Source organism: Arthrobacter pigmenti, assembly GCF_011927905.1.
In the GTDB taxonomy this organism is placed as follows: Bacteria; Actinomycetota; Actinomycetes; order Actinomycetales; family Micrococcaceae; genus Arthrobacter_D; species Arthrobacter_D pigmenti.
Genome location: NZ_JAATJL010000001.1, coordinates 1,620,075 through 1,633,430, shown reverse-complemented (window position 1 = coordinate 1,633,430; position 13,356 = coordinate 1,620,075). Strand labels below are relative to the sequence as shown.

Here is a 13,356-nt window from a genome sequence, read left to right as displayed (position 1 = left end):
GATACCTGCTTGTTGCGGAGTTGAGACTTATGAAGCCGTCGGCGGACCGCCGTATCGTTCTGGATCGCTCACGCTGCACGCTACGAGCGGCCTCCGGCGGTACCCTAGAGAGGTGCTGTCAGCGCGGCACCCGAATGCATCGCAATCAGCCCGGACGGCTGATCAGGACAACTGATGGCGCTATAAGGAGAGATGGAAGGCCACGGGCCGCTACTATGACGGATTCTGCAGTGGGTATGGGTGCAGCGGGCCTGGACAGCCGGGTCATACACTTTGATTCGGCCGACCAGATGGTGCAGGCACTTGGCGCGAATGATGAAGCCCTCGCCCTGATCGAGGGGGCATTTCCGGGCATCAGTCTCCATGTGCGTGGCGATGAATTGTCCATTACCGGACCGGCGACGGACGTGGGACGGACAGCGAGCCTGATCGCCGAGGTGCGGACCCTGGCAGTAAACCGGACCCCCGTGACTCCCCAGGTTCTAGAGCAGCTGCTGTTCATGCTCAAGACCCAGGGTGCTGCGAAGCCGGCCGAGGTCCTGTCGATGAACATTCTGTCCTCAAGAGGGCGGACTATCCGGCCCAAGACGGTGAACCAGAAGAGCTACGTCGAGGCCATCGACTCCCACACCATCGTTTTCGGTATCGGTCCGGCCGGCACCGGCAAAACCTACCTGGCAATGGCGAAGGCCGTTCAGGCCCTGCAGCACAAGGAAGTCAACAGGATCATCCTTACCCGTCCCGCGGTTGAGGCAGGTGAGCGGCTTGGTTTCCTGCCCGGGACCCTGAATGACAAGATCGATCCATACCTGCGTCCGCTCTATGACGCTCTGCACGACATGATGGACCCCGATTCGATCCCACGACTGATGGCTGCCGGGACGATCGAAGTGGCGCCCCTTGCCTATATGCGGGGAAGAACGCTAAATGACGCCTTCATTATCCTCGACGAAGCCCAGAACACCACTCCGGAACAGATGAAGATGTTCCTGACGCGTCTTGGATTCGGTTCGCGGATGGTGGTCACCGGCGACGTCACCCAGGTTGATCTCCCCGGTGGAACCAGTTCGGGTCTTCGAATCGTGAGCGAGATCCTTCGGGGCGTCGAGGACGTTGCCTTCTCCCGGCTGGAAGCGACTGACGTCGTCCGGCACCGTCTGGTGGGCGATATCGTGTCCGCCTATAGCAGGTGGGACGAGTCGCAGCGCGCTTCCCCCGATGGCCGCAGGCCCGCAGGAAGGGGCCCACGCCGTGAGCATTGAGGTCAACAACGAATCAGGCGTAGAGGTAGCGGACGAATCTCTGGTGCGTGTGGGACGTCACGTGCTGGAGCGCCTCTATGTTCATCCAGAATCGGATGTGTCGATCATCCTGGTGGATGTCGATGCCATGGAAAAGCTGCACATCGAGTGGATGGACGAACCTGGGCCTACTGATGTCCTTTCCTTTCCCATGGACGAACTTCGCCCCGGCACCGCGGCGCGACCCACAGCCTCCGGCATACTCGGCGATATTGTGCTGTGCCCTGAGGTGGCTCGAACGCAGGCCGCTAACGCAGGGCACGGCATGGCGGAAGAACTTCTGCTCCTGACCGTGCACGGTATGTTGCATCTGCTCGGGTTCGATCACGCGGAGCCCGAGGAGGAGAAGGAAATGTTCGCATTGCAGAGGCAACTTCTTGCAGATTTCCTGGGCCGCGAGGCACCTCGGGAGACGACGCAGTGAAGAAACTTTTCTGATCCATGGTCGTCTTTCTCCTGGCCCTGATGGCCATCGTATTCGTCCTCATCGCAGCGCTCGTGACGGCCGCCGAAGCAGCGTTCAGCTTCCTGCCGCGCCAGGATGCCGAAGTGCATCTGCGAAGCCCAAAGGGCGGTTCGATCCGGCGTATCCTGGACTCTCCGATTGCCCACATGCACGCGCTGCGGTTCTGGCGGGTGTGGTTCGAAATGGCCGCCGCTGTGGCGGTGGCTCTGCTGTTCTTCGATTTGCTCGGCAATATCTGGACTGCCGGGCTGCTTGCGACGGTGACCATGGCCGGTCTCGGTTTCGTACTCGTGGGAGTCTCGCCGCGCCAGCTTGGGCGCACCCACGCGAACACCCTCGTTCCCCTGACCGCACGCCTGGTCCGGATATTGCGTTCCGTCCTTGGACCGATTCCGCGCTGGCTCGTGGGTATCGGCAGCGCGCTGGCCCCCGGCGCGGCCCGCGCGGAAGCAGCCTTCTTCACGGAGGAGGAATTCCGTGAGTTGCTCTCGCGCGCCAGCGAAGCCGAGATGATCGAGGACAGTGAAGCCGAGCTGATTCACTCCGTATTCGAACTCGGCGACACCAAGGTCCGATCCGTGATGGTCCCGCGAACTGACATGGTTTCCATTGAGGCAGGATCCACCCTCAAGCAGGCTATGTCCCTTTTCCTCCGCTCCGGTTACTCGCGGGTTCCAGTTATCGGGGACAGTGCGGACGATGTACGCGGCATCCTCTACCTGAAGGACGTGGTTGCGATCCTGAACGGCGGAGATCAGAGCGAACAGGATGCCGTAGACGGCGTGAGCCGGGATGTGCGTTACGTCCCGGAGTCGAAGCCCGTAGGGGACTTCCTGCAGGAACTGCAGCGGGAATCGACGCATGTTGCCATCGTCATCGACGAATACGGCGGCACAGCGGGCCTGGTCACCCTCGAAGACCTGATTGAAGAAATCGTTGGTGAAATAGTAGATGAATACGACTCCGAAATGCCCGAGATGGAGCAGCTTCCCGACGGCGGCTTCCGTGTGAGGGCTCGAATGAGCATTGATGACCTGGGCGAGCTTTTCAATCTGAACCTCGAAGATGACGAGGTGGACACAGTCGGCGGATTACTCGCTAAGACACTGGGCCGAGTGCCGATCGTAGGGAGCGAAGTCCAGGTTGGAGCGATCGCCCTGAGGGCGGAACGGCTCGAAGGCCGGCGCAACCGCGTCTCACACATCCTTGCCTGGAAGGTCCAGGATTCGGGCGGCGACTGGGAACATGCGGACCGGGCTCATGAAGTCACGAAGGAAACGGTGGAGAACCTATGAGCACGGAACAGTACCGGGCGGGTTTCATTTCGCTCGTCGGTCGGCCAAACGCAGGCAAGTCGACCCTGACCAACGCGTTGGTGGGCCAAAAGGTGGCCATCACGTCCGCCAAGCCGCAGACAACCAGACACACCATCCGGGGCATCGTGCATAGGGAAGACGCCCAACTCATACTCGTTGACACCCCGGGGCTGCACCGCCCCCGGACGCTGCTGGGACAGCGCCTCAACGATCTCGTCGCAGACACCCTCGCCGAAGTGGACGCTATCGGCTTCTGCCTCCCTGCCAACGAAAAAGTCGGACCCGGGGACCGCTATATCGCGGCGCAGCTCGGTCAGCTGAAAGGCAAGCCGGTGATTGCCGTCGTGACCAAAGCCGACCTCGTAAGCCGGGAGTTGTTGGCGAAGCAACTCCTGGAAGTGACCGCCCTCGGAGTCGAGATCCTCGGTGAAGAGGGTTGGGCCGATATCGTGCCAGTTTCCGCGGTGGATGGGTTCCAGGTAGCGACGGTTGCCGATGTTTTCGCTGCCCACATGCCCGAGTCACCGCCGCTCTACCCCGACGGCGAGTTGACGGACGAGCCGGAGGCCGTCATGGTCGCCGAGCTGGTACGCGAAGCCGCGCTCGAAGGGGTTCGTGACGAACTTCCGCACTCGCTCGCGGTCGTCGTAGAGGAGATCGTGCCGCGGGAGGGCAGGCCGGAGGGTAAGCCCCTGCTCGACGTAAGGGTCAACCTCTACGTCGAACGACCCTCGCAGAAGGCCATCATCATCGGCAAGGGCGGTGCGCGCCTGCGCGAGGTGGGTACTGCCGCCAGGAAGAGCATCGAAGCCCTGCTGGGAACCAGGGTTTACCTTGACCTGCATGTCAAGATCGCCAAGGACTGGCAGCGCGATCCAAAGCAGCTGGTCCGTCTCGGCTTCTAGGCCCGGGCACTTCGGCGGCCCGTTGCTCGTTGTGCCAAAGATGCTCCGTGTTAGGGCAATGCAATGCAAAATACTACTTCCTGCGAAAGGGCTAAAGCGTCATGACTCGATCCGGCGACGAGCCGGCGGCACCCCCGGAGGGCATCCGCGTGGGAACCGGCGGCCGCCATCTAGGCCGGCGTACCAGACCGCGCGCCCTCGCGGTCGTGGCGCTTGCACTCGTGGCGGTACTGGTGGGCGGTGCAGGGTTCGCTGCGGTCTCGGTATTGCGGCTGAAGTCAAACGTTGAAACCCAGCCGCTGAACCTCTCAACCGATGGCGAAGAGCAACTTCCTGTAGACCTGAGCAGGGATCCCGTCCAGATCCTGATCATCGGAAGCGATACACGCGCCGGGCAGGCAGGTACAACCGAGCCGGTTACAGAAGAAGGCAAGGCGGACGTCATGATGCTCATGACGATGTCCGGTGACCGCAGCAACGTCACCATGGTGAGTTTCCCCCGCGATCTCCTTGTTCCCCTTCCAGCCTGTGTAGACCCCGAGACAGGGGAAACAAGCGAGCCAATGGCCCTTGGCCAGTTGAACGACTCCCTGTCAAACGGCGGGCCGGGATGTACCGTTGCGGCGATCAACGAATTGACCGGCCTGCAGATTGACCACTTCATGATGGCCGACTTCAACGCGGTTACCGAGCTGTCCGAGGCCGTCGGCGGCGTCGAAGTATGTGTGAACCAGCCGGTAGACGACGAGTATTCAGGGCTGCAGCTCCCTGCGGGAACCAGCGAGGTCGAAGGAGAGCAGGCGCTTGCCTTCCTGCGGACCCGTCACTCTTTCGGCAGCGGCGGCGATGAGGGCCGCATTCGGGCCCAGCAGTCCTTTATGGCATCGCTCGCGCGGAAGATCAAGGAAGAGGGCACGCTGAGCAATATCCCGCGGCTTTACTCGATTGCCGAAGCCGTAACGAAGAACCTCACTGTTGACGACGGCCTGGCCGAGATTCCAGAACTGCTGAAACTTGCCGGCCGCCTCCAGGAGGTGGATCTCGGGAACGTCGCATTCGTCACCGTCCCGGTTGTGCCGTATGAACCGGATATCAACAGACTGGTGCTCGATGAGCAGAAGGCCGGTGAGTTGTTCGCGGACCTTCGCGCGGACCGCGATATCACCGCGGAAGATTCCGAGCCGGAGCCGTCCGCGTCGGCGAGTACCACGCCATCAGCCTCAGCTGAACCATCCGCCGAGCCCTCTGAGTCGGCGACTGCGGAGACACTGGGCTTCGATCCTGCGCTGGTGCCGATCTCTGTGCTCAATGCATCGGGTGATGCCGGCAGGGGAGACGAGCTTCAGGAAATTCTGCTCGACGAGGGCTACTCGCAGGCTGCAGTCGCGGACACGGCAGACCGTCCCGCCACACAGCTGTTCGTGGGACCGGGCTATGAGGGAATCGCGCCGGCGATCGCGGACATCTTCGGCCTGAGCGACGTGCAGCTGATTCCGAGCGCAACCACCGTTGGGCTTGAGCTGTCCGTCGGCAGCGATTTCACGGACGGCGACTCCATGGACACCCAGGGCGTGGCTGGGGACCTGAGCGGCCAGACCGCCGCACAGGTCACCTGCCAGTCCTGAGTACGCCTACCAGATCCGGACCCTGCCGGCGGGGGCGAGCCATAGTCCGTCTCTCTCCGCTACATCGAACGCGGCATGGAACTCGTCCAGGTTGCGCACCACCTGATTACACCGGAACTCGTTCGGTGCGTGCGGGTCGATGGCAATGCGGCGCGTCGCTTCCTCAGGGCGCATGTTCTGCCGCCAGCACTCCGCCCATGAGAAGAAGAAGCGCTGGATGCCGGTCAGCCCGTCGACAACGGGCGGCTCCTCGCCATCGAGGCTGATCAGGTATGCGGCAAGGCTGATACCGAGCCCGCCCAGGTCCCCGATGTTCTCGCCGAGGGTGAGCTTGCCGTTGACAGGATGCTCGGGCGCTTCGGTTGGCGCCAGGTCGGCATACTGGTCAACAAGTCGCTGCGTCAGCGACTCGAACGCGGACCTGTCCGCTTCAGTCCACCAGTTGTTCAATGCACCGGTGCCGTCAAACTGTGAGCCCTGGTCGTCGAAACCGTGGCCGATCTCGTGGCCGATGACCGCACCAATTGCCCCGTAGTTGGCGGCAGGGTCCGCATCCGCGTCAAAGAACGGCGGCTGCAGGATTGCGGCGGGGAATACGATCTCGTTCATCGTCGGCATATAGTAGGCGTTCACGGTTTGCGGGGTGAGGTGCCACTCATGACGGTCGATGGGTCCTCCCAGCTTGCCGAGCTGGCGCCCCGTTTCGAACACTGTTGCACGACGGACGTTGCCGTACAGGTCCCCGGGAACGAGTTCCAGTCTGGAATAGTCGATCCATTGATCCGGGTAGCCGATCTTCGTGGTAAACAGCCTGAGCTTCTCCAGGGCCCGTTCCCGGGTTTCGGTGCTCATCCACTGCAGGTTACTGATCCGCTCGTGATAGGCGGCGATCAGGTTATCCACCAGTTGGCGCATGATCGCCTTGTGGGACTCGGGGAAGTGACGCGCAACGTACTCGCGGCCGACTGCTTCCCCGAGGGCGCCCTCGACGACGGCGACGCCTCTCTTCCAGCGTTCCTTCAGTTGCGGTGTACCGCTGAGGTGCGTTCCGTAGAAAGCGAAATGCACATTGACGAAGTTCTCGCTCAGGAAGGGCGCGGCGTGCAGGAGCACTCTGGCCGCAAGCCAGTGTTTCCACACCGACACTGGAGTCTCGATCAGCGCGGCTGCAAGGGCGTCGAGGTACGAGGGCTGGTTGACAATCACCTCGGACGGAAGACCGGCGCCACTGGTCAGCTCCTCGAGCCACCCTGCCACGAACGGCGCGTCGACCGCTAGGTCGCTGACTGGCCTCAGGTTGTAGGTGGCCTGCGGGTTCCTGCGGGTGACGGAATCCATGTGCGACGACGCAAGTCGTGACTCGAGGTCGAGAACGGATGCCGCCGCAGCACGCGCATCGTTGCGCCCTGCCAGCTCGAAAAGTCGCTCCAGCAGTGCTGCGTACTCGGTTCGGGTGAGCGCGAACTTATCTTCCCGGTAGTACGATTCGTCCGGAAGGCCGAGGCCGGACTGGTACAGATGCAGTAGGTATCGCTCCGGATTCCCGGCGTCGTTGCTGACATAGGGCAAGAGCAGACCTGCCGCCCCCGTACGGGTCAACTGAGCGTCCAGCCGCACAAGCTCGTCAACCGATGCGATGGCGTCGATGGTGCTGAGCAGCGACCGTACGGGAGCGCTTCCTTCGCTGTTCAACCGGTCCGTGTCCATGAAGTCCGCGAACAGGGTGCCGATGCGGAACCTGTCGCCGTCGTCGTCGTGGTTCAGCGCGGCTTCCTCGATGATCGTCCGGACGGAGCCTTCCGCTGCGTCGGCAAGCTGCGAGAAGGACCCCTCCCGCGCGCGGTCGTCCGGAATAGGCGTGGATTTGAGCCAGCCGCCGTTGACGTGGCGGAAGAGATCGTCCTGTGGGCGAACGGTTGGGTCGACGTTGGCAAGATTGATGCCGGCTGCGCTCATGTGGGCTCCTTCGTTGGTGCGTCTTCTCATCCTAGGGGCCGTGTTAGGGTGGGATCGTGCGCGCAGAGCTGCTTCTTCTTAGCTGCCGTGGCGGGGCCCAACCGACTATCTAGTCACGAACTGACTTCTGTCGCAGGCCGAATCCCCGCCGCGGAGTCTGTGTTGCCGGCCACCATTTCGCAAAGCCAGTGCTTGAGACAAGCTTGAAAAGGGAAAGGCCACCATCGCCATGCGCAACGCACAGACCTCCTCCGGAATGCCGTTCAACAAATATGTTCCGTTCCAGGATCAGATCACGGTGGAACTGCCAGACCGCACCTGGCCAGACAGGGTGATCTCGAAGGCGCCCCGGTGGTGCGCAGTGGATCTGCGCGACGGAAACCAAGCGCTCATTGATCCAATGAGCCCCGAGCGCAAGCACAAGATGTTCGACCTCCTGGTCAAGATGGGATACAAGGAGATTGAGGTCGGGTTCCCCTCAGCTTCCCAGACCGACTTCGACTTCGTCCGGCAGTTGATCGAGGGCGACCGCATCCCGGATGACGTCACCATTCAAGTCCTGACCCAGGCGCGCGAACACCTCATCGAGCGGACTTATGAGTCCCTCGAGGGAGCGGACCGCGCGATCGTCCACCTCTATAATTCGACGTCGGTCCTCCAGCGACGCGTCGTCTTCAACCAGGATATGGACGGTATTGTGGACATCGCGCTGACCGGGGCACGGTTGTGCCGCAAGTTTGAAGAAAACATGGGTGACACCCAGATCACCTACGAATACTCGCCGGAGTCCTTCACCGGAACCGAGCTTGAGTTCGCGGCGCGCATCTCGAATGAGGTTGCTGCCGTATTCGAAGCCTCCTCCGACCGGCAGATGATCCTGAACCTGCCGGCGACGGTCGAAATGGCAACGCCGAACGTTTATGCCGATTCCATCGAGTGGATGTGTCGCAATCTGGACAACCGGGACAACATCATTCTTTCGCTGCATCCCCATAATGACCGCGGAACCGGTGTTGCGGCCGCAGAGCTGGGATACCTTGCGGGCGCTGACCGCATCGAGGGCTGCCTGTTCGGCAATGGGGAGCGGACCGGGAACGTTGACCTGGTAACGCTTGGCATGAATCTGTACGGGCAGGGTATCGATCCGCAGATTGACTTCTCCGACATGGACCACATCCGCCGCACCGCGGAGTACTGCAACCAATTGAGCGTCCCGGAGCGCTCCCCGTACGGCGGCGATCTCGTCTTCACCGCTTTCTCGGGATCGCACCAGGACGCCATCAAGAAGGGTTTCGAGCGGATGGAGGCCGACGCCTCGTCCGCGGGAAAGACCGTCGAGGACATCCCGTGGGCCGTGCCGTACCTGCCGATCGACCCGAAGGACATCGGACGTTCCTACGAAGCGGTCATTCGCGTCAATTCGCAATCGGGTAAGGGCGGCGTTGCCTACCTGCTCAAGCACGAGCACAGCCTGGATCTTCCCCGCCGCGCGCAGATCGAATTCTCGGGGGTCGTCCAGCGCCGCACCGAGACGGTGGGCGGTGAAGTGAGTGGTACGCAGCTGTGGGAGGTGTTCCAGGACGAGTACCTTCCGTCCAGGGCAGGGGCTTCCCCCGCGTGGGGCCACTATGCGCTGACGTCCACCAACACCGACACCGCCGAGGACGGGCGGTTCAACCTGACTGCGACTCTCATGGTGGACGGAATCCAGCAGCGGCGCACGGCGCAGGGCAACGGGCCAATTGATGCACTGGTGGCAATCCTCGGGCAGGACGGAGTGGATGTCCGGGTCCTTGACTACACCGAGCATGCGCTCTCCTCCGGAGGTAATGCCCGCGCCGCGGCATACGTGGAGTGTGCCGTGGGCGAGCGGGTCCTGTGGGGCGTCGGCATCGACTCCAACTCGACGATGGCATCGCTGAAGGCCGTCATCTCCGCAGTCAATCGCGCCATCCGGGACCGCGGCTGATCCTTCCCGGTTCCTGGAGCTCACTGGCGCGGCTTTGGCCCGATCGGATTCTGGAGTGGGAAAATAGATCGTGGCCAGATCATTTGCATCCCGCACCTACCGGGCAGAGGGCGTTGTACTGCGCACCTACAAGCTCGGGGAGGCGGACCGGATTATCGTGCTGCTGACGCGCGAGCACGGGCAGGTGCGGGCTGTGGCAAAAGGTGTCCGGCGTACGAGCAGCAAGTTCGGTGCGCGGCTTGAGCCGTTCATGACAGTTGACCTGCAACTTGTCTCCGGTCGAACACTCGATGTCGTCACACAGGCGCAAACCCGCGGCGCTTACGGTCAGGGGATCGCTGCTGACTATTCCCGCTACACGGCCGCTGCGGCGATCGCGGAGACGGCGGAGAAGCTCACCGATGCCGACGGCGAGTCTGCGGGAGCGCAGTACGCGCTGGTGATCGGTGCGCTCTCCGCATTGAGTCGGGGGCTCCATGCAGCGGAGTTGATCCTGGACTCGTATCTGCTGCGTGCCCTTGCCACTGCAGGCTGGGCACCGAGCTTCACGGACTGTGCCCGCTGCGGTGCGACAGGTCCGCATTCTGCTTTCTCAGCGGCCCTCGGGGGAGCCGTCTGCGCGGCTTGCCGCCCGCCCGGCTCCGCCTCTCCGTCCTCGGGAACGATGGCGCTCCTTGGCGCACTCCTTTCAGGGAACTGGGAGGTGGCTGATGCGTCCGATGACCTTGCACGGCGGGAGAGTGCCGGCCTTGTCGCGGCGTTCCTGCAGTGGCATCTGGAACGAGCAATCAAGTCCCTCAAACATGTGGAGCGTGTGTGAGCAAGTCCAAGAGCGGGCCGACAGTACCCTGGCCCCATCCAAGCGGAGCCTTGCCGCCCGCGCTTCCGCCGGAACTGGTTCCTGCGCACGTCGCAATTGTGATGGACGGCAACGGCCGGTGGGCCAACCAGCGGGGACTGCCGCGGACCGAGGGTCACCGCGCGGGTGAGACCGCACTTCTTGACGTGCTGGCTGGGGCGATTGACATCGGTGTGCGCTATGTGTCCGTCTACGCTTTCTCCACCGAGAACTGGAAACGCTCTCCCGACGAAGTGCGGTTCCTGATGGGGTTTAGCCGCGACGTACTGCGCCGCCAGCGGGACCAGCTGAATGAATGGGGTGTGCGCATACGCTGGGCAGGACGGCGTCCGCGCCTGTGGAGCTCAGTTATCAAGGAACTTGAGATCGCAGAGGATCACACCAGGACCAACTCCACCTGCACGCTCACCATGTGCGTCAACTATGGGGGGCGTGCCGAGATTGCCGACGCCGCCCGCGCAATCGCCGAAGACGTGGCTGCCGGGATGCTGAAGGCGTCATCGGTTTCGGAGAAAACCGTCCAACGCTATCTGGACGAACCGGATCTGCCCGACGTCGACCTGTTCCTGCGCACCTCCGGGGAGCAGCGGACATCCAACTTCATGCTGTGGCAGTCCGCCTACGCGGAGATGGTGTTCATGGACGTGCTCTGGCCCGATGTTGACCGTCGCACGCTGTGGAAAGCCGTCGAGGAGTATGCTTCGCGGGACCGACGCTACGGCGGCGCGGTGGATCAGGCTCAATCCGGGTAAGCCGGCCTGCTGTAGCAGTTGATCCACCGCTCCAGCTCCGCGTAGACCTGTTGCCGGACCGGGGGAGGGGACAGCAGGGTGTCGTGGAGGGCGCCGTCGAACCTGCACACGGTGACGTGCGAACCGAGCTGCATGGCGCGGTGCGTCATGACAGTGACATCCAGGACGCTGTCGGAGGAGAGCATCGCGTCATTCCAGACCGGGCTGACCGTCGACCTGGACGAGGCCAGGACGAGCACCGGCACGTCAATAGCCAGCCCCCGGCGGACCTGTGCGTGTCCTGCCAGCACCGCCGTCAGCCAGCCTGCCCGAATCGGAAACCCGAACTGGGGCCGCCACTGCGGATTCAGTTCCCACTCGCCGTCGGCCTGATTGCTGATACTGCGCCAGTAGAATCCGAACTCCGGCAGCTTCAGGCGTGCTTTCGGCCTGAAACGGGTAATGGGTTCCAGAAGCCCCTGCGTAGTTGTCCGCAGAATCGCGCTGCCCTGGGTGTCCAGCCACGGACTGTTCAGAATCAGGCTGTCCACCCGTCCCGGGAACCGGTGCGCCCAGAGAGCCGCAACGAGCGCGCCGGCAGAGTGCGCCATCAAGGTTACGTTCGCCGGCTGGAGACCCGTCCTGGAGAGAATATCCGTGGTGAGCGCATCGAGCGCCGCGGTGATGTCGGCGTCGTACTCTGACAGATCCGTGACATAGCCGGGCGTCTGCCAGTCCCGCAGACTCCGCCCGTACTTGCGCAGATCGAGTGCATAGAAGGCTACGCCGCGGTCCGCAAAGAAGCGCGCGAGCTCCTGCTGGAAAAAATAGTCACTCCAGCCGTGGACATAGAGGACAGCTGAAGCAGGTTTATTCGCTGGAGGCTCAATCCGTATCCACCTTCGCAGGATCGAACGCCAATCAGTTGCCGCGGGGCGGGCCGGCGGCGCGTACGAGACAAGGGTCGCGACGCACGGACCCTCTTCGTCAGGATCGAGCTCCAACTCGGTGAGGGCAAAACCGTCCCCCAGATGATCCGGCCGCCATTCGATTCCCATTGACCGAGAATATCCATGTCGCTCACGAAGTTGGTGAAGGGGCTGCGGCCGTGGCAACTTTGGATCATGCGAATTTACCCCACCTTCTTCCGCGTCGTTTTCAGTGGTATGGACGCTGAGCGGGCGCACCGCATCGGCTTTCGGTTGATTCGGTGGACGGGAAAGACTCCGGCGGGGGCCGTGCTTCGCAAGCTCACCCAGCCTTCGAAGGAACTGCAGACCACAGCTTTCGGAATTTCCTTCCCTTCGCCGTTCGGATTGGCTGCGGGCTTTGACAAGGAGGGCCACGGCATAGCTTCGCTGTCGGACCTTGGCTTCGGCCATATCGAAGTCGGAACGATCACCGGGCAGGCGCAACCCGGCAACCCGAAACCCCGCCTCTTCCGTCTGGTCAAGGACCGCGCCGTCATCAACCGGATGGGGTTCAATAACGACGGCGCCGCCGCCGTGGCACCCCGAATCGCGGCCGCCCGGCGGACTCTCGAACGCCGCTACCCGGGGCAGCGCCCGGTCATCGGCGTGAACATCGGCAAGACCAAATCGGTGGACCTTTCCGATGCCGTGGAGGATTACCGTGTCTCCGCCCGGGCGTTGGCTCCGGTCGCCGACTACCTGGTGGTGAATGTCAGTTCACCGAACACCCCGGGCCTGCGGCTCCTGCAGAGCGTTCGATCCCTGAGACCACTTCTCACGGCCGTGCGGGAGACTGCCGATGAAAGCGCCGGCCGCCACCTACCGCTTCTGGTCAAGATTGCGCCGGACCTCACGGACGAGGACATCGACGAGGTCGCATCGCTCGCGATCGAGCTGAAGCTGGACGGGATCATCGCGACCAACACAACGATCACACGTACCGGGCTGGCGACCGACCCCGAGGAGGTGCTCGCCTGCGGTGTCGGCGGACTCAGCGGCGCCCCGCTGAAAGAACGCTCCCTCGAAGTGCTGACACGGCTACGGCAGGCTGCAGGCCCCGATCTGGCACTGGTTTCAGTGGGAGGAGTGGAGACAGCTGACGACGTCGTTTGCCGGCTCGACGCCGGCGCCACCCTGGTGCAGGGCTACACCGCTTTCCTGTATGAGGGGCCGTTCTGGGCTGCTCGCATTAACCGGTCATTGCGGCAGCGGAATCGCGGGGTGCGCTGAGGGCGGGAGTACCTGCTGTCAGGCTCC

At 62.8% G+C, this 13,356-nt stretch carries 11 protein-coding genes; 9 read left to right on the top strand and 2 right to left on the bottom strand.

All coding sequences use genetic code 11. The annotated features are described in order from the left end of the window. Nucleotides 1-215 precede the first annotated feature (215 nt). The 5 genes from BJ994_RS07470 to BJ994_RS07450 all read left to right on the top strand — a co-directional run bounded on the left by BJ994_RS07470 (nucleotide 216) and on the right by BJ994_RS07450 (nucleotide 5,613). The gene (locus BJ994_RS07470; protein WP_167992997.1) at nucleotides 216-1,262 is read left to right on the top strand and encodes a PhoH family protein; all 1,047 of its coding nucleotides are present in this window, start codon (nucleotides 216-218) and stop codon (nucleotides 1,260-1,262) included. Then, a complete protein-coding gene (gene ybeY, locus BJ994_RS07465) occupies nucleotides 1,252-1,725 on the top strand; it encodes an rRNA maturation RNase YbeY (protein ID WP_167992994.1) in 474 nt (157 codons plus the stop codon). Before BJ994_RS07470 ends, ybeY begins: the two co-directional genes overlap by 11 nt. Nucleotides 1,726-1,742: 17 nt before the next feature. Beyond that, the gene (locus BJ994_RS07460) at nucleotides 1,743-3,062 is read left to right on the top strand and encodes a hemolysin family protein (RefSeq protein WP_167992992.1); all 1,320 of its coding nucleotides are present in this window, start codon (nucleotides 1,743-1,745) and stop codon (nucleotides 3,060-3,062) included. Further along, nucleotides 3,059-3,988 (top strand): GTPase Era, encoded by a 930-nt coding sequence (gene era / locus BJ994_RS07455; protein WP_167992990.1) that lies wholly within the window; start codon nucleotides 3,059-3,061, stop codon nucleotides 3,986-3,988. The genes BJ994_RS07460 and era overlap by 4 nt, the downstream gene beginning before the upstream one ends. Before the next feature lie 101 nt (nucleotides 3,989-4,089). Beyond that, complete coding sequence (locus tag BJ994_RS07450) at nucleotides 4,090-5,613, top strand: LCP family protein (protein ID WP_167992989.1); 1,524 nt, start codon at nucleotides 4,090-4,092, stop codon at nucleotides 5,611-5,613. A 6-nt stretch (nucleotides 5,614-5,619) separates the two neighbouring features. Here the strand turns inward: BJ994_RS07450 and BJ994_RS07445 are convergent, their stop codons facing one another. After that, nucleotides 5,620-7,569: a M13 family metallopeptidase gene (locus BJ994_RS07445; RefSeq protein WP_167992988.1), complete on the bottom strand. Its 1,950-nt coding sequence runs from the start codon at nucleotides 7,567-7,569 to the stop codon at nucleotides 5,620-5,622. Between the two features lie 229 nt (nucleotides 7,570-7,798). Between BJ994_RS07445 and leuA the strand changes: the two genes are divergently transcribed. From leuA to BJ994_RS07430, 3 genes are all read left to right on the top strand, one after another. Then, nucleotides 7,799-9,538, top strand: coding sequence for a 2-isopropylmalate synthase (gene leuA, locus BJ994_RS07440; RefSeq protein WP_167992987.1), 1,740 nt, complete (start codon nucleotides 7,799-7,801; stop codon nucleotides 9,536-9,538). A gap of 67 nt (nucleotides 9,539-9,605) precedes the next feature. Next, entirely contained in the window at nucleotides 9,606-10,358 is a 753-nt protein-coding gene (recO, locus tag BJ994_RS07435; protein WP_167995912.1) for a DNA repair protein RecO, read from the top strand. Continuing rightward, nucleotides 10,355-11,149, top strand: coding sequence for an isoprenyl transferase (locus BJ994_RS07430; RefSeq protein ID WP_167992986.1), 795 nt, complete (start codon nucleotides 10,355-10,357; stop codon nucleotides 11,147-11,149). The genes recO and BJ994_RS07430 overlap by 4 nt, the downstream gene beginning before the upstream one ends. On the opposite strand, the gene BJ994_RS07425 is transcribed toward BJ994_RS07430, so the two are convergent. Then, entirely contained in the window at nucleotides 11,137-12,186 is a 1,050-nt protein-coding gene (locus tag BJ994_RS07425) for an alpha/beta hydrolase (RefSeq protein ID WP_167992985.1), read from the bottom strand. The genes BJ994_RS07430 and BJ994_RS07425 overlap by 13 nt on opposite strands. Before the next feature lie 66 nt (nucleotides 12,187-12,252). Between BJ994_RS07425 and BJ994_RS07420 the strand changes: the two genes are divergently transcribed. Next, nucleotides 12,253-13,329 (top strand): quinone-dependent dihydroorotate dehydrogenase, encoded by a 1,077-nt coding sequence (locus tag BJ994_RS07420; RefSeq protein ID WP_167992983.1) that lies wholly within the window; start codon nucleotides 12,253-12,255, stop codon nucleotides 13,327-13,329. Nucleotides 13,330-13,356 lie beyond the last annotated feature (27 nt).

What these genes read in the sequence shown, in the direction of transcription:
- BJ994_RS07470 (WP_167992997.1), top strand. Translation starts at nt 216, where the DNA reads ATGACGGATTCTGCAGTGGGTATGGGTGCAGCGGGCCTGGACAGCCGG.
- BJ994_RS07460 (WP_167992992.1), top strand. Translation starts at nt 1,743, where the DNA reads ATGGTCGTCTTTCTCCTGGCCCTGATGGCCATCGTATTCGTCCTCATC.
- era (WP_167992990.1), top strand. Translation starts at nt 3,059, where the DNA reads ATGAGCACGGAACAGTACCGGGCGGGTTTCATTTCGCTCGTCGGTCGG.
- BJ994_RS07450 (WP_167992989.1), top strand. Translation starts at nt 4,090, where the DNA reads ATGACTCGATCCGGCGACGAGCCGGCGGCACCCCCGGAGGGCATCCGC.
- BJ994_RS07445 (WP_167992988.1), bottom strand. Translation starts at nt 7,569, where the DNA reads ATGAGCGCAGCCGGCATCAATCTTGCCAACGTCGACCCAACCGTTCGC.
- leuA (WP_167992987.1), top strand. Translation starts at nt 7,799, where the DNA reads ATGCGCAACGCACAGACCTCCTCCGGAATGCCGTTCAACAAATATGTT.
- BJ994_RS07425 (WP_167992985.1), bottom strand. Translation starts at nt 12,186, where the DNA reads ATGGGAATCGAATGGCGGCCGGATCATCTGGGGGACGGTTTTGCCCTC.
- BJ994_RS07420 (WP_167992983.1), top strand. Translation starts at nt 12,253, where the DNA reads ATGCGAATTTACCCCACCTTCTTCCGCGTCGTTTTCAGTGGTATGGAC.